At 50.4% G+C, this 19,219-nt stretch carries 16 protein-coding genes; all 16 read right to left on the bottom strand.

The genetic code is table 11. The annotated features are described in order from the left end of the window. Positions 1-146 precede the first annotated feature (146 nt). The 16 genes from B4U49_RS13215 to B4U49_RS13140 all read right to left on the bottom strand — a co-directional run bounded on the left by B4U49_RS13215 (position 147) and on the right by B4U49_RS13140 (position 19,212). On the bottom strand, positions 147-1,910 hold the full coding sequence (locus B4U49_RS13215; RefSeq protein WP_078085075.1) for a DEAD/DEAH box helicase: 1,764 nt from the start codon (positions 1,908-1,910) through the stop codon (positions 147-149). A 319-nt stretch (positions 1,911-2,229) separates the two neighbouring features. After that, positions 2,230-3,027 carry a VpsP family polysaccharide biosynthesis protein gene (locus B4U49_RS13210; protein ID WP_143735665.1) on the bottom strand — a complete coding sequence of 266 codons (798 nt, stop codon included), beginning with the start codon at positions 3,025-3,027 and terminating at the stop codon, positions 2,230-2,232. Positions 3,028-3,066: 39 nt separating this feature from the next. Further along, the gene (locus B4U49_RS13205) at positions 3,067-3,792 is read right to left on the bottom strand and encodes a tyrosine-protein phosphatase (protein WP_078085073.1); all 726 of its coding nucleotides are present in this window, start codon (positions 3,790-3,792) and stop codon (positions 3,067-3,069) included. Beyond that, the gene (locus B4U49_RS13200) at positions 3,789-6,065 is read right to left on the bottom strand and encodes a GumC family protein (RefSeq protein WP_078085072.1); all 2,277 of its coding nucleotides are present in this window, start codon (positions 6,063-6,065) and stop codon (positions 3,789-3,791) included. Before B4U49_RS13200 ends, B4U49_RS13205 begins: the two co-directional genes overlap by 4 nt. Before the next feature lie 13 nt (positions 6,066-6,078). After that, positions 6,079-6,636 carry a polysaccharide biosynthesis/export family protein gene (locus tag B4U49_RS13195; RefSeq protein WP_078085081.1) on the bottom strand — a complete coding sequence of 186 codons (558 nt, stop codon included), beginning with the start codon at positions 6,634-6,636 and terminating at the stop codon, positions 6,079-6,081. Positions 6,637-6,672: 36 nt separating this feature from the next. Beyond that, positions 6,673-7,872 (bottom strand): outer membrane beta-barrel protein, encoded by a 1,200-nt coding sequence (locus B4U49_RS13190; RefSeq protein WP_078085071.1) that lies wholly within the window; start codon positions 7,870-7,872, stop codon positions 6,673-6,675. A gap of 204 nt (positions 7,873-8,076) precedes the next feature. Further along, positions 8,077-9,501, bottom strand: a complete 1,425-nt coding sequence (locus tag B4U49_RS13185; protein ID WP_078085070.1) for an undecaprenyl-phosphate glucose phosphotransferase — start codon at positions 9,499-9,501, stop codon at positions 8,077-8,079. A gap of 236 nt (positions 9,502-9,737) precedes the next feature. After that, entirely contained in the window at positions 9,738-10,109 is a 372-nt protein-coding gene (locus B4U49_RS13180; protein WP_078085069.1) for a VanZ family protein, read from the bottom strand. 144 nt (positions 10,110-10,253) lie between these two features. Then, positions 10,254-11,669 (bottom strand): mannose-1-phosphate guanylyltransferase/mannose-6-phosphate isomerase, encoded by a 1,416-nt coding sequence (locus tag B4U49_RS13175; RefSeq protein WP_078085068.1) that lies wholly within the window; start codon positions 11,667-11,669, stop codon positions 10,254-10,256. A 142-nt stretch (positions 11,670-11,811) separates the two neighbouring features. Continuing rightward, positions 11,812-13,146 carry an oligosaccharide flippase family protein gene (locus B4U49_RS13170; protein ID WP_078085067.1) on the bottom strand — a complete coding sequence of 445 codons (1,335 nt, stop codon included), beginning with the start codon at positions 13,144-13,146 and terminating at the stop codon, positions 11,812-11,814. Between the two features lie 67 nt (positions 13,147-13,213). Then, positions 13,214-13,912 (bottom strand): WecB/TagA/CpsF family glycosyltransferase, encoded by a 699-nt coding sequence (locus tag B4U49_RS13165; protein ID WP_158078621.1) that lies wholly within the window; start codon positions 13,910-13,912, stop codon positions 13,214-13,216. Between the two features lie 49 nt (positions 13,913-13,961). Beyond that, entirely contained in the window at positions 13,962-15,062 is a 1,101-nt protein-coding gene (locus B4U49_RS13160) for a glycosyltransferase (protein WP_078085065.1), read from the bottom strand. Further along, positions 15,059-16,042, bottom strand: coding sequence for a sulfotransferase family protein (locus tag B4U49_RS13155; protein ID WP_078085064.1), 984 nt, complete (start codon positions 16,040-16,042; stop codon positions 15,059-15,061). The genes B4U49_RS13160 and B4U49_RS13155 overlap by 4 nt, the downstream gene beginning before the upstream one ends. An 11-nt stretch (positions 16,043-16,053) precedes the next feature. Further along, positions 16,054-17,352 carry an O-antigen ligase family protein gene (locus B4U49_RS13150; RefSeq protein WP_078085063.1) on the bottom strand — a complete coding sequence of 433 codons (1,299 nt, stop codon included), beginning with the start codon at positions 17,350-17,352 and terminating at the stop codon, positions 16,054-16,056. Then, entirely contained in the window at positions 17,339-18,232 is an 894-nt protein-coding gene (locus B4U49_RS13145) for a sulfotransferase family protein (RefSeq protein ID WP_078085062.1), read from the bottom strand. The genes B4U49_RS13150 and B4U49_RS13145 overlap by 14 nt, the downstream gene beginning before the upstream one ends. After that, positions 18,229-19,212, bottom strand: coding sequence for an acyltransferase family protein (locus B4U49_RS13140; RefSeq protein ID WP_143735664.1), 984 nt, complete (start codon positions 19,210-19,212; stop codon positions 18,229-18,231). The genes B4U49_RS13145 and B4U49_RS13140 overlap by 4 nt, the downstream gene beginning before the upstream one ends. Positions 19,213-19,219: the final 7 nt, after the last annotated feature.

Below are 19,219 nucleotides of genomic sequence, written 5' to 3'. Positions count from 1 at the left end.
CCCAAATCAATATGACGCCAAATGGGAACGAACGGTAGACCAAAATCCTCAAAATATTTACAGAAATAAAACAATCACCCAAAAAAAGGACACCCGAAGGTGCCCTTTTATTCGTCGCTGCGACTAGCTACTCAGTTATGCACTAATCAATCGCGCGGCTTCTTCGGCTTGCGCTTTTTGGCTGCGAATGATGGCTTGCCACCCTTGCGGCCTTCACCACTTCCACCCTCGTCGGTGTACTTGGCAATGTTCATCGGGCGGCCGTTGACACGTACTTTCTTCAAGTGGTTGAAGATTTCCTTGGGCATGCCTTCCGGCAGGTCCACGGTGGTGTAGTCCGGGTAGATTTCGATACGGCCGATGTAGGAGCTATCGAGATCCACTTCGTTGGCAATAGCACCCACTACGCTGCCCGGCCGTACGCCGTGGTCGCGCCCTACTTCGATGCGGAAACGCTCTTTGCCTTCATCGGGCGGGCCCACATGCTTCTGTTTGTCGAAGCCCTTCTTCTCGCGCTTGTTACGCTTGCGGTCGTCAAAGTCACGATCGTTCCGATCATTGAAGTCGCGCTGCTTCGGCTCGCGCTCGTCCAGCAACAGCGGCTGATCGCCCTGGGCCATGGAGGCCAGTGCGGCAGCGACGTTCAGCGGGTCGATTTCGTTTTCGGACAGGTACTGATCCACAAGGTCGCGGAACGGCGCCAGATCCATATCGCCTTCCAGGGTATCGGTAATACGCTGACGGAATTTCTCCATACGCGAGGCGTTTACCGCCTTGGCGGTCGGCAGCTCCAGGCGCTCGATCGGCTTTTTGGTCGCCTTCTCGATCACACGCAACATGCGACGTTCACGCGGCGCCACGAACAGGATCGCATCCCCTTCGCGACCGGCGCGGCCGGTACGGCCGATACGGTGGATATAGGCTTCGGTGTCGTAGGGAATGTCGTAGTTGATCACGTGGCTGATACGCTTCACGTCCAGGCCACGGGCCGCCACGTCGGTGGCGACTACGATATCCAGTTTGCCTTTCTTCAGCTTGTCGATCACCTGCTCGCGCAGGTTCTGCGCCATATCGCCGTTCAGGGCGGCGCTGGCAAAACCACGCGCGGCGAGCTTGTCGGCAATCTCAACAGTGGCGTTCTTGGTGCGCACAAAAATGATGGTGCCATCTACGGGCTCCGCTTCGAGGATACGGGTCAGCGCATCCATCTTGTGCAGGCCGCCCACCGGCCAGTAGCGCTGGCGGATGGTATCGGCAGTCTCGGTCTTGACCTTGATCTTCACGTCCACCGGATTGTCCAGGTGGTCGCGCGCAATCTTGGCGATCTCGCGCGGCATGGTGGCGGAGAACAGCGCGATCTGACGCTCATCAGGGATCTGCTCGAGAACCCACTCCACGTCGTCAATAAAGCCCATACGCAGCATTTCGTCGGCTTCGTCGAGCACCAGGGTTTTCAGGCCAGACACGTCCAGAGTGCCCTTGCGCATATGGTCCATGACACGGCCCGGGGTGCCCACAACCAGCTGCACACCGCGCTTCAGTTGCTGGATCTGGCCGCGGTAGTCTGCGCCGCCATAGATAGGTGCAACGTGGAAACCTTTCAGGTTGGCCGCGTAGGACTGGCACGCCTCGGCCACCTGGATGGCCAGCTCACGGGTAGGCGCCAGTACCAAGGCCTGGGGGCGTTTGCTCTTCAGGTCCAGGCTCGCCAGCATAGGCAGGGCAAAGGCGGCGGTTTTACCGGTACCGGTCTGGGCCTGGCCCAGTACGTCGCGGCCTTCCAACAGTGACGGAATAGTCTGCGCCTGAATAGGGGATGGGGTTTCGTAACCCAGTTTGGTAACAGCTTCGAGAATTTGTGTCGGCAGGCCCAGCTGGTCAAAACCAGCAGGTGCGGAATTGTCGGTCATATTGAGTTCACTTGAATGTACATAGGAGCCGAGTCGGCGCTTATCCCAATGGAATAACCATAGCGCACGACTGAAGATTGCTGGGCAAGGCGAAGAAGCCCATTAATAGCACCGGCTATTGCAAGCTCATTCAACTCAGAGACAGGGGCCTGTGGCGAGGAGGTCTGTTACCCATTTTGACAATTGTCCCGCTTGAAGCCTTACTCGGGCTCAAAGCCAGATTAGGGCCGGGACAAGAGGCTGCGCAGTCTACCAGTTTGGTGGAATACTGCCAGTATAATTTTTAACCAATTGCGATTGCGCGCTGGCATCTGGCGTTTCACCCGGCCTTGCAGATACCGGGGAGTCTCTCGAACAGCTGCGACTCGGTCAGCCAGTCACAGATTTCCCTTTCCTGCCGATACATGGATACCTGGGTCAACACGGTGTTGCGGCTGCGATGGTCCTTAATCCCACGAACCATATGGGTTTTCAGCATTTCCATACGCTCATCCTCGAGTGCCTTCAATACAGGCAAGCGCGGCAGCCCCGCCTGCACGATCGCGTTATGTACCGCTGGGGTATAGGGCCCCAGGGCGGCAGCGCGCGCCAGGTATCGATCCAGATCTTCATCAAATTCAAACAGCCGAAGCTTGAGCTGAGCCATCTCTGCCCAACTATCCGGCCAAAGGGGGCGCAGTGCCGCGGCCTGCTGATAAAGAGATAGGGCAGCGCGGTAATCCTCGGCAGCAGAGGTGCCCCCGGAAAAACCACGCCATTCCAGCAAGCGCGCATGCAGCGTCAGTTGGTAGGGATTATCAGGATGCAGCTCGCGGGCCCGCTCGATAGAAAAAAGCGCGGACTCCATCGAAGCAGGAGAAGCGACCTTGCCCAGCTTGTACCAGTACTTCAGCTGGTTCTCTACGTGGATTACCTGCAGGTTGGCCAGGCCCTGTTTGGTTCCGTGCACACCCAGAAACGCGAGCACAAATACCAACCCCCAAACACCCAACCGGGTGGCCAATGAGGCTTCCGCTGGCCACAGCAGGCGTTTCACATGTGCAAATGCCGATTGACGGCTGGAACGACGGCGGCGACGTCGCCCGGAAGAAGAATGCGTAATCGATGAGCTGTGCATAGGAGCTGGCTTGGGGCTATGTTCGGAGCTTTATTCAGGTCAGGAAAAATGACTGGCCGCTATTTTACCCGGATTCTCCAATACCAGTCGCCAAGCCTTGTCTTCACCGACAATTTCCGCAGCGGCCTCGCGCCCCATATTCAGAACGGGCGGACGGCGTACTTCATGGTGGGCATCGGTAGCGAGAATCGTCACCAGATCCTGCTCCAGCAACTGAATAGCACGCTCTTGGGCAGGCTCGCCAAAGTGCCCGGCCACCGCACCGGAAGTCACCTGCAGCAAGCACCCTTCCCGCACCAGCGGCATTACCTTGTTGAAATCGCGGATCACATCCTTGTTGCGCTCGGGATGCGCAATCATAGGTCGCACCCCCTGTTTGCGCAGCCAGCGGATCAGCTGTTCAGTACCCGGCGGAATATGGCTGTGGGGCAACTCCAGCAGCAGTACCCTCTCTCCTTCCCATTCGCCCAGATACGGCACCTGCTTGAGCAGCACCATATTGAGGATTTCCTCGGACAACCGGATCTCGGCAGCCATGCCAAGCTTCAACGGAATGGATTCTGCTTCGAGCGCCGCACACAGCTCGCGGTAAGCCCGGGTGATGGAACTCAAATTATTGGGAAAGCGACCGGTATGAATGTGTGGCGTAGCAACCGTGTGCGTGATGCCATCTGCAACCGCGGCCCGGGCGAGGACCAGAGCCTGATCGAGATCCCGGGCACCGTCATCGATGCCCGGCAAAATATGGCAGTGGAGATCAATCATGCCACTTCGAGGGATTTATCTTCACGCTTGGCCGTTTCGGCTTTGGCGTGTTCTGCGGCTGCAACCGCCGCATTTTCTGCACCGTAACCGTACTGGCCAGCGTAGTAGCCATAGTACTCACCGTAACCACTGGACTTGGAGGCAGTATCCACCTGGTTGAGTACCACACCATCCAGCTTGGCACCCACCTGCAGCAGGCGGCCAATACCATCGTTGATCACTTTCTGGCGGGTACTGTCAGACTTCACTACATACAGCATGGATTCCGCAACGCGGGACACAACCAACGCGTCACTCACTACCTGCGCAGGGGCAGTATCCAGAATGATGCGATCGTACTTATCAGCCAGTACCTGCAGTGCCTTTTCAAAACGCGGCGAGGCCAGTAGCTCTTGCGGGTTAGGCGGAACGGCACCGGCGGGAATCACATCCAGCCCGCTCTTTTCGTCGTGGTGAATGCATTCCGCCAGAGTCGCGCTACCCGAGATCAGGTTGGACAGACCCGGCTGGTATACCGGCAAACCAAAATCCTTGCCCACAGACGGGCGGCGCATGTCCGCATCAATCAGCAGAACCCGTTCCATCTGTACCAGTGAGAACGCCAGGTTTTCGGACACCGTGGTCTTACCCTCACCGGGAATAGAAGACGTTACCGAAATAATCTTGGCCGGCTTTTCCAGGTGCGACAGTACCAGGCTGGTACGCAGTGTGCGCACCGATTCTGCAAACTGATGTTGGTTCGCTTCAAAGAAAGTACGCAGGCCCAGACGCTGGCCTTTTGCGTGTTCCACCCAGGGCAGCAGACCGATCATACGTTGAGACAGCTTGTTCTCCACGTCGTCCGGATTGCGCACGCCATCGTTCAGGGCTTCAAACAGGAATGCCAGCATCACACCCAGCATGGCACTTACCACCATCGCCAGGGCAACAATCAGAGCCTTTTTCGGCTTGGCCGGCACACGCGGCGGCAGCGCCGGGTCGGTTACACGGGCATTGGCAGCCTCGAACGAAGAAGTTTCACTGGTTTCGTGGAACCGGGTCAGGAAGGCGCTGTACAGCTGACGGTTTACATCTGCCTCGCGCTTCAGCTCCGAGTAGCGGGTTTCCTTGCGGGAGATCACCTGATACTCGCCCTTGGCCTGCTCCAGTTCACGGCTCAGGGAGCGCTCGTTGGAAAGCGCGGCCTGGTATTCGCTCTCGATCCCCGCCACCAGCTGGCGTACCTCGTCGCGCAGTTTGGCTTCAACAGACGCCAGCTGATCCTGGGCTGCAATCATCTTCGGGTGCTTGGGCCCGTAACGACGGGACAGCTCGGATACCTTACGCGAGGCCTCAACTTCGGCCTGCTTAACGTTTTCGATTACTTTGTGGTTCAGCACTTCCGGCAGGCTGGCCAGTGCCGAGATATCTGCATCGCTTGCCGATACCAGCTCCCGAATACTTGCCGCTTGCTTGAGCTCTTTGCGTGCCGTCAGCAGTTGCTCGGTGATTTCATTGAGTTCCTGTGCAGCCAGGCCCCGTACACCTTCCACATCGACCAAACCTTCCTGCTCCTGGAATGCCTGGAGCTTGGACTCGGATGCCTCCAGCTTCACACGCAGATCGTCCAGACGGCTGTTCAACCAGGTGGTGGCCTGCTGGGTCATTTCCAGCTTGGCTTCCAGATGGCTACTGATGTAAACCTCAGCAACGGTATTCGCTACCTTGGCTGCCAGCTTGGGAGACTCGGACTCGAAAGTAATCTTCACCAGCTGGGTATTGCGCACCGGGGAAATGCTCAGGCGCTCGGTAAACGCTTCCGTGACCTTCTGTAATTTGAGGCTTGCAGCTTCCTCGTCCGACAGAGGCTCCTCTTGAGAGAGGAACGGCAGCATGCTGCGCAGGCTGAAGCCGCCTTCCTGCTGCTCCGGGTCAAACTCCGGGTGCGTGGTCAGGTTCAGCTTCTTTACCACGGCCTCGGCAATGCGCTTGGACTTGAGGATCTCAAACTGGGTGAGGAAATATTCCTTGCGGCTGGAGTCAAGACCGTAGACTTCTTCAATAGACAGCGCCTTGGCCTGTTCGGCCTCGATCATCAGGGTAGCGGTGGCCTGGTAACGCGGCGTCATGGAAAACACGACAATCGCCGTGAGCATGGTTACAGCAATAGACAGCGCCGCGATGCGCCACTTAAAACGGTCCACAATGCGCCAGTACTGGCGCAGGTCAATCACTTCTTCCTGAAGTAAACGGTCCTGATTATTCGGGGAATTCGCGTTCTGTTCCGCGTTCATGATGGTTACTACCTCAGAAGAAGCTCTGCTCTACAGTCACAATATCGCCGGGGCGCAGCAGGGTATTCAGCGCGGCCTTTTGCTTGGCCTGTGCGGGATCATCCCCGCGAATGATAAAAATCTTGTTTTCCGAGGCACGCTCGGTAAACCCCTCAGCCAACGCTGCCGCCTTGCCAATGGTCAGGCCCGGCTGGAAGGGATAACCACCGGGCTTTTCCACTTCGCCATTAATAAAGAAGGGGCGGTATTCCAGGATGGAGACGTGCACATTGGGATTGACAAGGTAATCCCCCTTGAGCCCCTTAACCACCATACGCTCCAGACCCGATACGGTCAGGCCGGAAACCTTGAGCTCACCGAGAAACGGGTAGTTGATCACACCGCTATCGCTGAGGATGGTTTCCATGGTGAGATCCGCTTCGTCATAGACGCTGATCAGGATCTTGTCGCCAGAGCCCAGCTGGTACTCCTGGGCACTGGTGCTCTCCTGGGCCAATGCGGTCACCGCAAACAGTGCAGCCAAAATGACAAAAGCAGCGCGGAAACCGCGCTGCTTCAAAGCGTTCAACATACCCATAAGTTGTCCGGTCTGAAGGTAAATCAGGAGTTACAGGGAGGCCTGCAGCCCCACAAAGGTCAGGTTTTTCTCGTAGGCAAAGCCAGCAGCGTTGGAATCCTTATCAGAAAGGTTTACGCCAGCCTTGAACGCCAACCAGCGGCGCATCTGGTAGTTCAGCTGCAGACCGAAGGTGCTTACGTCATCTTCGCGATCGACGCCTTCACCCTGGTAATCGTTGATGGAGTAATCGTAGGTCGCCTGGCTGGTCAGGCGGTCTGCCCACTCATGGCTCCAGCCCAGGGTGTAGCTGGTGGTATCGATAAAGTCACCAACGCCATCGGTTTCATTACTGCGGCGTGCAGTGTTCAGGTCAAACGCGCTGTATTCCTTCGGGGTCCAGCGTACGCCGACTTCCCAGCTCGGGCCGGTGTAGTCTTCACGCGCGCTGCTTTCAAATTCCTTGGTGCGCGCACCGACCTTCACGGTACCGGTGGTTTTGGCGGTACCTTCCCAGGTGACACCCACCTGATAACGCGTTTGCGCGCTGTCCAGGGTATCAACCCCATCGGCAACGTAGTCGTAACCGATAACGCGACGATCAATTTCCGCCAGCAGCTTGGTGCGGCTGCCAGAATTGTATTTGAAGGCTACGGTGCCGTAGTCGGTACCGCGGTCACGGCCAGCGGTGCGCAGGCCACCTTCGTAATCCTTGTCGTCGGTACCCAGCATCAAGGACAGCTGCCCCTTGGCACTTTCGGCACCAAAGGTGTATTTGCCGTTGATATCGCTCTGCTTGTACCGGTCCGGCTCAGACAAATTATCGCCGGAACCTTGGGAAAAACCGGTACCGCGCGGCTCGTGGCCATCGGTCAGGCTGGCTTTCAGTTCCAGTTTGTTGCGGTCATTCAGTTCCCAGCCGGCACCGCCGGAGAAGAAGTGATCGGTGTAGTTATCGTCTTCACTATCGAAGTACTCACCACGTATCAGGGAATAATTCAGGTTATAGGCAGAAACACCGTTATCTGCAGACAGCAGGAAATTCGGATTGATGACCGCAACCGGGCTGCTGATTTCATCGGTCTCCGACATGGTGACGTTGTCGTCGTGCTGGAAATCCATATTCAGTGAAGGCGTAAATTCAATACCACTACCCAGCTTTACACTGGCCGCCTCAACCTGCGCCTGCGCACTGGCAGCCCCCAAGGTGCTCACCAGGCAAATCACTGCAGACAATTGCTTTTTATTCATTGTTCCCTATCCAAATGGTCCTGAATTTGTTTTATCAGCGAAGGCCCGGATTCTTTCGCCAGGCCCGATTGCACCCTCGCCCTTATCTGTACTTTTTTCGTACAGCCCCCAAGGCGGAAGCGCAAAATGAGACGCGCGTCACAAGAAAGTGACGCACATTATCACAGCTAAGTACCAAGCTCCACTGCTTGTAACAGCTTGTTATCAGTAGGCATTACTACCCACAAATCCCTTGAACAGCGTCATCCATACAATGCGGATATCCAGCCAGATGGACCAGTTGCGGATGTACTGTAAATCGTGCTCCACGCGGCGGCTCATCTTCTCCAGGGTATCGGTCTCTCCGCGCCAGCCGTTGACCTGCGCCCAACCCGTAATGCCCGGCTTTACCTTGTGCCGAAGCATGTAACCGTTCACCAGCGCGCGGTACTGTTCGTTATGGGCCACCGCATGGGGACGGGGACCCACGATGCTCATGCGTCCCTGCAACACATTAATAAACTGAGGCAGCTCATCCAGAGAGGTGCGGCGCAGGAACGCGCCAACTGGCGTGATGCGGGCATCGTTCTTCTTGGCCTGCACGACTTTATCGCCGTTATCCTGGACGGTCATGGAGCGGAACTTCCACACTTTAATGGGGCGCCCATCCAGCCCATAGCGATGCTGCTTGAAAATCACCGGCCCCTTCGAAGTCAGCTTGACCGCGGCGGCAATTGCCAGCATCAACGGTGAAATCAATAGCAGGATCACGGAAGACAGCAACAGATCTTCCATCCGCTTGAGCCAGCTGTTGACACCCTCGATAGGGGTATCGTGCACACTCAGCAGGCTGCTGCTGCCCACCTGATAGAAGCGCGCATGCAGCAGATTGTTCACGAACAGATCGGTCGCCACGTGTACGGTCGCAGTGGTATCCGCAAAAGCGTGGAGAATTTCCGCAATACGCAGTTCTTCGCGCATGGGCAGCGCAATATAGACCAGGTCTAAATCACCGGCCTTTGCCGCTGCCACCGCCTGCTCCACATCCCCAAGAATGTGCTCGCGATCCACCTGAGACCAGGTTTGCTCATCACTCTCCGCCTCCGGCACACGGTAAAAACCACTCACCCGGATGCCCAGCTGGGGCTCGCCGTTCAAATCTGCAGCGAGGCGCTTGCCGGTATCGGTAGTACCAATTACCACTGCCACCCGGGAGTTGAACCCCTGTACACGCAGATAGAACAGCACAATGCGGAAGGCATAGCGCCAGGCGCCGAGCAATGCCAGGGTGCTGATAAACCAGGTACCCACAGCAAGGCGAGAAAAATAGCCACCGGACTTGCTGAAATAGGCAACCAGCACCAACAGTACACAAACCACAGCCCAGGAGAGCGCGGTGATGGTAAACATTTGCAGGTAGCTATCGCCTCGCCAGGAGCGATAAAGATTCAGCGATTCCGCAACAAACGCGAAGCTGACCGCGGCCACCAGGCCGGCAATCACCCAATCTTTGCTGACGGTAACCCCCAAGAAATGACAACTTACTATTAACGTACCCAGGATCAACAAGCCATCCAATAACCGGTACAAAGCAGCCAGACCAGATTGGTGGCTGCGGATCCATCCCTGTTCCACTTTTCCTTCCCCCATGAACCTTCTCCATGATCTCGCTTCCCGAGATCGATCCATAAACTTCCTGAAAGCCGATCAATCCTCGATCGACCAAGGCAGCACCTGCAATGCACCACCAACCCCAAACGGGCTCAATTTCGAGCCTCTAAATATGGGGCAAGATCATGCCACAACTGTGACACACATCAAATCTTTGGCGCGAAATAACGCAAGAAAACGCACTCAAAGATCAAAAAAAAACCAACACGAACAAATTAAGCTCGTAATTTCTGACGCAAGAAGCGGGCCAAAATAATCGCCAATACGCCCCCCAGAATTACTCCCGCGGTATTCGCTCCCATATCGACCAGGGATGCGGTGCGCGCAGGCATCAACCAGCCTTGCCAAAGCTCAAGGCCAGCGCCGAAAACCAGTAAACCAATCAGCCCCCAAAGCCACCAACGCGCAGATACCGCAAACACCCAAAGTCCCCCCAGTACCGCGAATACACCGCAGTGCAAGATCAAGTCGAAATGGGGTACCACTTGAGGTACGGGCTTTGACTTCATGCCCGCAAAAAGCGCGGTAAAAAAAACCAAAACGAATAGAAATCGCGCGACCAAATGCAAAGCGCGTATGTTACTCACAGGCCCTCACTTCACCCAATAGCCCCTAAGGGCCCAAATAATTAAACCCCGGCACTACCGCACCGAGGTTAGCGAATAAATATTGCAATATTCAGGCCCAGAAACGGGCGTTTATCAGGTCGGCATTAAATAACGGAGCAGCAATTATGCACGCGCGTACCGGTCTTCAAGACGAACAATATCGTCCTCCCCCAAATAAGAGCCGGACTGTACTTCAATCAGCTCCAGAGGGATAGCGCCCGGGTTCTCCAGACGGTGCACTTCACCCAGCGGAATATAGGTACTCTGGTTTTCGGTCACCAGAAATTCCTTTTCCCCACAGGTCACATTGGCCGTACCGGAAACCACGATCCAGTGTTCCGCACGGTGGTGATGCATTTGCAGGCTTAACTGCGCACCTGGGTTTACCACAATGCGTTTTACCTGGAAGCGCTCGCCGTAATCCACAGAGTCGTAATAGCCCCAAGGACGGTACACCTTACGATGTAACTGCGCTTCGGAACGGTTCTCCGCCTTCAGGCGTTCAACTACCTTTTTAATATCCTGCACGCGATCCTTTGCGGCGACCAGAATGGCATCATCGCTCTCGACCACCACCACATCATCCAGCCCAACGGTGGCAATCAGCTTGCTATCACTCTGCACAAAACAGTTGCGACTGTCTTGCAGGATCACATCGCCCTTGGTTGAGTTGCCATGTTCATCCTTCTCGGACACTTCCCACAGAGCAGACCAGGAACCCACGTCGCTCCAGCCACAATCCATAGGTACCACCACCGCATCGCGGGTGTGCTCCATTACGGCGTAGTCGATGGATTCATCCGCACAGGCCAGGAACGCCTCGCTGGCCGGCCGCACAAAGTCCACATCGAAGGAGGCTCCCTGCATGGCTTTTTCACACGCCGCCAGAATATCCGGGCGGAACTTGGCCAGCTCCTCCAAGTAGCGGCTGGCACGAAACAGGAACAGGCCGCTATTCCAGAAGAAATCCCCACTGCGCACATATTCCGCCGCGGTATCGAGATCCGGCTTTTCTACAAACTGCTCAACACCAAAAGCGCTCTCAGCTGCATCCACCGCTGCCGCTTTACGGATATACCCGTAACCGGTCTCCGGCGCCGTGGGCACAATGCCAAAGGTAACCAGCTTGCCGGCCTCGGCCTGCGGTACCGCAGCACTCACTGCAGCCTGGAAGGCCGCGACATTTTTAATGGCGTGGTCTGCTGCCAATACCAACAACAACGGATCTTCCTTGCCACCCGCCGTCGCGCGGAGCGCAGCCAGTGCGACCGCCGGTGCCGTATTGCGGCCCGCCGGTTCCAGCAGGATACCGCTGTGAGACGCGCTCACCTCACGCAACTGCTCGGCCACAATAAAGCGGTGATCATCTCCGCAAATGAGCAGGGGCGGCTGGGCCTCAATACCGACCAGACGCGCGCAGGTGTTCTGCAACATGCTGGCTTCATCTGTCAGCGGAAGAAACTGCTTGGGAAACAGTTTTCTTGAAAGAGGCCAAAGACGGGTCCCAGAACCACCGGCCATAATAACAGGTAAAATCATTTTTACATTCACTTCATATCTATTTAATTCCAATCTCTGATCTCCACCAAAATAACCTAATCGGACGACACTCTTACTTGGAATCACAGAGTAAAGGACCTTTGAAAGACCAAAGCTACACTAATAACAACTACATGCACGACTAGTTACGCCAAAATACAAGCGTGTTAAATCCAAGCCGTCGCTTTACTTGCCAGACAGCCAAAAGGTTTTGTGTACCAACTGCCACTGCAGTAGCCACCGCACTCCCTGTTGCCCCCCATACTGGCGTTAAAGCGAAAGCCAGCACTAACGCGATGGGACCAGAAACCAACACAGTATTACGCAAATCCGTCTCATGACCAGACATACTAAGAAGATATCCTACCGACCCAGTAGCCACGTTAATAAATTGCCCAATCACCAAGATTTGCAATAAATAAGCCCCCTCGCTGAAGCCCTCACCGAAAAGGCGCATGAATAATTCCGGAAATCCCAACATGACGACAACTAACGGGAACGAAAAAAATATCATTAACCTGACAGACATCATAGAGAGCTTCCGCAGCTCAACCATTTTCCGCTGCTTATAAAGGGCGGCGAACCTAGGAGCCAAAACCAAATTAACCGCCATGAGTATAAAACTAGTTAACATAGCTGTTCTCTGAGCCGCTGCTAATTGCGCTAGAGCTTCAGAGTCGACGTAAGCCCCCGCCACAAACTGACCAGACCATTGCACCAACTGTTGCATTATCACTACGACCCATAAAGGCATGCAACTTTGAAAGAGCGGTAACCAGTTTACAAAGCTCTGTACTTTTTCGGCACCATGCTCACTACATTTTTTTTGAAAACTGACACCACCAGCCATCATCCATAAGACAAAACCACCAAACAAAGCTGTCAATAGGGCAGCAATACTGAAAGCAAAAGCCATTTGAAATGCATTGCTAATATCCAATAATGCTATGCCTAACACCAAAAAAATATTTGTAGAGATATTCAGTATAAATACCGACAAGACTACTTTATGCAGCCCCTGAAAAACCATCGCTAGCAACGTAAATAGTGCAACGCCAATAACTCCAGGTGCCATACCGATCAATACGGAAGCCAGCTCAGGCTTACCAAATAGCTTAACCGACAAAAAATCAGCAAAAGCATACAAAAGCAACATGACTACTGATGATACTAATGCAGCAACTGCAAGTGATCTGGCTGCGACAGACTTCACCACAGACCACGACCGCTCAGAAAAAGCAGCGCCAACGTACCTCAGGACCGTATTATCAAGCCCAACGCGAGATATGGCAGCGAAGAAAGTAATTACGCTAAACGCGAGAAAATAGTAGCCTGACTCAATGGCTCCAAGCTGTCGACCTATAACGACGCTAACACCAAAAGCAGAAAATGCCGCAGCACCTCGTACAAATAAACTAACGCCCGAAGTAAGCAATAGTTCACATTGCCGAAGTTTTCGAAAGGCTAAAGCGATCATAATATCAACCAAACGCCAAATAATTGCCTACGGAAACATCACGAAAATTCTCCGCACCCACGAAAAATCAGGCGCCATTTTCGCTAGATATAAATTTTCTAAAAAGCAAAGCCTGAAATAAAAATATGGCAGAGCTCACGTACCGCTTCCATAGGCGCGTCGGGTTGGATAGCAATCTATGAAGCCACTCCAAATGTAGTTTTTGCATAAACTTGCTTGCCCGAACTTGCCTGCCTGTCAGGAAATCTAATGAGGCACCGATATTGAGTGCTACACCAGAAACCCCCGCCTCCCGAAGGTATGAACTTAGAGCCTCTTGCTTAGGGGACCCTACAGCCACAAAAATAAAATCAGGCTGAAACTTTAGCAGCTCAGAAGAGAGTTTAGATAGATAACCACTATCTTCCTCAAAACCAAAATCAGGACACTCCAAATAAAACTTTTTTATTTTGTAGAGACTAGCCAATCTTCGGGATTCGCTTTTTTTCGGACCTATAAAAGCGACTTTACGCTCACTAATTCGCGGATCCTGAAGCAAGGATTCGGTGAAATCACTGCCAGTAACAAGTGGAAGCTCAATTTTAAATAGCAACTTAGCAAGCGCCCTCAAAATACGACTGTCACAAACACAAAAGTCAGCACTCTCTATAAATTTATTAAAAACCACACTTTCGTTCGCATGAAATCTAGACAGGAAATCAACATTTGGAGTCACAACAGTGAGTAATCGGCCATAAGACTCGGAAGAAAAAAGAACATCTTTCAAAGACTGAGGACTTAAAGTAGAGAAATGCAAACCAAAGCACGAAATAGTGTTACACCTGCGGCTTGACATATATTTCCTCCATCCGTTTACACATTACCACTGACGAAAATCGACTATTGAAAAAATGTAAGCAATTTTCACTCAGACTCTCATATATTGACTCATCGGAATAAGCATGCTGCAACGATTGAAAAATAGAAGCTGAATTTTTAGGAGCACAGACAAACCCATTAAACCCATTCTTTATCGCTTCAACGTTACCTTCAACTTCAGTAGTTATGACCGGCAGCCCTGATGACAAAGCCTCCAAAATGACCATCGGCAAGCCCTCACCCTGCTTACTCGGGAGAACCAAATAATCAGCTTCTATCGCATACAACAAGGGATCATTTGAGAAGCCAACCTTGTTTACATAGTCGACTAGCCCAAGTCTTGAAATCAACTCATCAATAAAAATTTCATATTCCTTGCTTTCGAACCCGCCTATCAAATCTAGGGTTAACTTTTTGCCGAAACCTCGATCATTAAACAAAGAGATAGCATGCAATAAGTCATCCAACCCTTTGCGCGGTCTAAAAAGCGCGACCATAGCTACGCGAAAAGAAAACCCTGAAAACTGCTTAACTTTTGAATGTGGTAAAGCGGGGACACCATTGTAAACAGTAGAAGTGTTTGAAGTTAAGCCGAGGTACTTTTCTGCATGAGACCTGATCGCATCTGATACGCAAACTACGCGCTCCGCCCTTCTTGCAAAGAAAAATTCAACAAGAAAATTAATTCTATTTACGAGGTAAGAGTTACCACAATGCAAAGCAGGACTGTGCATATGGTAAACATAGCGAACGCCCGAAACAAAAGAAATAACTCCGCAAATCAAAAGTGTCCTAGGAGTATGACAGTGGATCAAATCAAATTTATTTTTCTTGAAAATTTTACGGAAAGATAATATCTGAGAGATCAACCCAGAACATGCCAAGTAGAAAACATTTACCCCTTCCAGATTCGCACGATCCTTGAACGCACCATTAAATACGCTAACATAGCTTACTGAAAAACGCTGATTTTCTCTAAGACTTTCGACAAGTATATCCTGAACCCTTTCAGCTCCAGCGTAGTGCTCACCATTAATGAACATTGCAATATGCATCATCCGCCTCCCACTTTTCCAGAATTCAGATAGTACGACACTCGGAATTTAACGCCAGACCAGAGCCCCATTTTTCTAACATCAAAGTAAAACATTCTGAAAATATCAAAGAAGGCTAAGGGGAAAGATAAAACACTATAGAAAAGCTTCGATATAATTCGCTGAGAAAAATTCGAATCAATATGATATCGCAACTGGCTAGCCACATCTGCTGTGAGCCCGTCAATTATATAGTTTTTGGGGTGGTGGAAATATTGTTCGGGCTTAAAAATTCCTCTTCGACCTTTTGCACCACCTAGGTTTTCCGTAATCCCCAACCGCTTGTGCCAGGCATCATCATAGGGAACGCCAAGGAACTGCACCACACTCTCAACTGTTTTATCTGGATTACTAATCAAATTCTCATATTTGACAAGATGGATGTTTGAATTACATTTCGATATTAAAGCTGGCAAACCTGCGTTAAGCGCGGCCCACTTTTTCGCCGTCCGAATTTTACTCTTACCCCAAGCTCTAGAACTAGACAAAACAACGTCTCTGGGGTCACGACATATAAATATAAACTTCGCATCTTCGAAATCCGAAAGCAGAACATCTACTACCTGCATATAGCTCGGAGATTTATCACCTAGCAATACCTTTTGAGACGGATCGAATTGTGACGCGTAAAGTAGAGCTTCGAAGTGCGCTTGAACATTGACATCACCGATCCAATCTTCAGTTAAATAGCGCACCCAAGAATCACGACAGACTCTATGATTGCTTTCTAATTTCAAGAAGGTTGCGTAAGGAGTTTGACAAACAAAGCGATATAAAAAATCAACCTGGTCTTTAAGGTTCCTCGTAGAGACTTTTGTAAAGTTTTTCTTAAAGGAAATATAAAACTCTGTCTCTGCGGGAGGAATAAAAATCCCGCCATTCGCATTCAAACATTCACGAAGCAGTTTTGTGCCGCTTCTAGGAGCGCCAATCAAAAAAAACATATGGGCACCTGCTATTTTCTCGAAAAAAGTAAATACATTGAAAAGTAGATCAAAAAGATATACGAAGAGTCTGCGGGCAACGTCATCGCCTGAAGAAACCACCCCAGAAACGAAAGAGAAATACCCAACTGAATTACAGGAAATATATTAGCTTGGTTCACACCTGTGAATGCAACACTCGTTACAGGGCCTTTCTGCCACCAAGAAAAAATCACTGCGAGAGATTTTTTTAGAGCCACACTAACTATAAGCCCGTAAGCCAGGAAAGGGACTACGCCCCCCACCAAGAGGACTCTGAGCAATGAATTATGTATGTCATAGCCCGTCCCTGTGATATACGGAACATATGACGCTCCGGCACCTAAAAAAAGTACATTAGGGTTATTCGCTAAATACGACAAGGCTCCAGTGTACTGTTCGAATCGCGAGCCTATTGATGCTTGATATATGTACTCATCAGACAAAAACGCTCGATAAAATAGCACTTCGAATATTTCTGACTCTACAGCATATAGTATTAACAAGAAAAATGACGGTATCATAACGGCTAAGAAAATCGACCTTTTCCGTGGTGAAGCCCACTTCAGATACAAGGCCGTCATGAAAAGTAAGCAAATGAGCATAGCTATAAGCGACCCGGTCGAAAAAGTTAAAAACCTCGCCGAAACGGACAATATAAACAATACAAAATATTCTACTCTAAACCTAAAATAAATTAGCAAAGAGGCAGCCAGAACAACAAACAAATTCAAGAGTGCTCCGAGAGCGTTCGAGTCCATAACATCTGATCCCGCGCGCAGTATGCCCGAAACATAACGTCCCTCGTTACCCGCAACACCGGTAAAAGCGTGATATATGGCCGCCAAAGAAAAGGCATACCCTAATAATACAAAGCCATATAGAAGGAGCGAAGCATTAAAATACTCCAATCTAAAGCTAGAAATCGAAAGCAATATCAATAGAAAAGAACTCAGCCTGAAAATCTCACCAATCACATTGCTCGACTTGTCGCCAAAAGCTCCAAACTCCTGAACCCCCCAAATTAACGCTGAGAACAAATAAAACAGATAATATACTGAAAACAATATCAACCAATAGAAATGAGCCTTCTTGATTGATAAAGAATCGATACGTAAAATTAAGAAAAGAATAGCCAACCCGATAAAAAAAAATTTCAGGAGGTTCTCAAAAACACTTGTCATAACGGTAACCCCAAACAACATCTGGGGAACAAAACCAATAACAAATGAGAAAGGCATAAGCAAGATAAGAGCTTGAAATATAGGAGATCTTAGGTTAAGAGAACGCATTTTTTATAGCTCGCCTCAGCCTAACATAACTGCTGGTTTCCAAAAATTTAGTAATAGCAAGAAGCTTGTAGACAGGTGAAGGCATATAAGTTTCATATCCATACGTTATTAGATATTTACTTAATATTGAGTTGACCACATCAGCCTGTAACGGAGAAAGCTTATTTCTCCACTTACCTACACTATCTGTAGAAACAGCCTTATTCACATTTCCCTTCCACTGGTCCTCCCACTCCCTGTGTGTACCGGAGCGAGCAGATGGGATGAATTGCTCTTTTTCAATCTCTACTCCGATGAAAGACATCACATCAGCAAGAACCTTCTGCTGATCAACAACCAAGTCTTCATACTTAATCAGCAAAATTCTCTCTGGCCATTTTTCTAATAAGTGCAAGACCGTTTTAAAACGGTATGACCATTCACGCGAGTGGCGCAAAATAGAATTGTGCGACCATGGAACCTCTAAAAGTGAAGCTATACTATCTCTGGGATCCCTTAATATATAAATAAATTTGCTTTCGGAATATTGTTCCAACAACAGAGAAATATAGTTGGCATGGACCGGACTTTTCTCGCAAACTAAGCTCTTCTCACATTTCCGTGCGTACATATTCATCAACAATTCGAATAGGGAAAAAACACATTGCTCGCCCCCTACACGCGAGAGAATCTGAAGCTGTGTTAGATCGAGTTCCAAATCACTTATTCGCTTATTTCGTGAAATCGCACTGTATAGATATTCAATGGATTCACTAGATTGCCCTCGATAAACCTCTTCAAAATATCTCGTTTCCGGTGGCACACAAACTTTTGAATGCCGGTCAACTAAGGTAGAAAGGAGTGAAGTTCCTGACCGCGGAAATCCAGTTATAAATATCATGATTTCGCAAACCTCATAAACGGTATTTCCACCTTTTTATACGTCACTTCTGAAACGGCTAGCACCACCAAGATAAAAACGATCAGGGAAAACCATCCCAGCTTCGCCTGCTTTACTGCATAAAGCACAAAGGGATGGAGAAGATAAAGGCTATAGCTGCGACTCCCGATGAAAACTAGAAGGTTGTTCTCAAGCATTACTTTCAGCCGCTTATCGCACCTAATCAACAAAATCAATAAAGCAGCAGCCACACCGAAGACAAATAAGTAATCATGAAGAAAATCAAATTTCACTGGGAAGAATAAAACTGAAAATACTGCCGGATTACTTACGAAAAATAGTAAAGTAACGATCAAATATATTTTCTTCTTATTGCTTGTCAAAACATCCATTACGCTTAGGTGGCCCGACAATGTATAGGCAATCATACCGGCCACAAACAAATTCAGATACTTCAGTAAGCTAACATTATCCCATATGCCGAAAAATGAAATTAAAAAGCTAGAAAGCCATAGCCAACCCAAGGCCTTAATTCTTCCTTTTTCGTCCATACCCCAGGCAATCATGAACAATAACGGAAAGACAAGATAAAATTTAAACTCGACAGGAATCGCCCATAGGTGTCTGTACCCATCTATGAGGAAGATATTTGAAAGGTAGTCGGCGACTCCAAATTCGAATAAGCCGGAAAAGTATCCGCCGACAAGAAAGAGTGAGCAAACAACAAAATACAACGGAAATATTCTAAAAAACCTGGACTTAAGGTAAGACAGCCAGTAATTACTCCTCTCGGGTAAAGCCTTATCCGCCATATAACACATTAAATATGCGCTAAGGACGAAAAATATGGCAACTCCATATTTACCGATACCTACGGCCCACCGCCCTATAATTTCCGCGTGCCCTACGTGGGAGATCATAACAATGATACACGCTATCCCACGGAAACCATCTAAAGATTTATCGCGGACTTTAATCACCAAATCA

Source organism: Microbulbifer mangrovi (genome assembly GCF_002009015.1).
Taxonomy (GTDB): domain Bacteria; phylum Pseudomonadota; class Gammaproteobacteria; order Pseudomonadales; family Cellvibrionaceae; genus Microbulbifer; species Microbulbifer mangrovi.
Note: the sequence above shows the minus strand (reverse complement) of the source record. Positions and strands in the feature narration are given on the sequence as shown.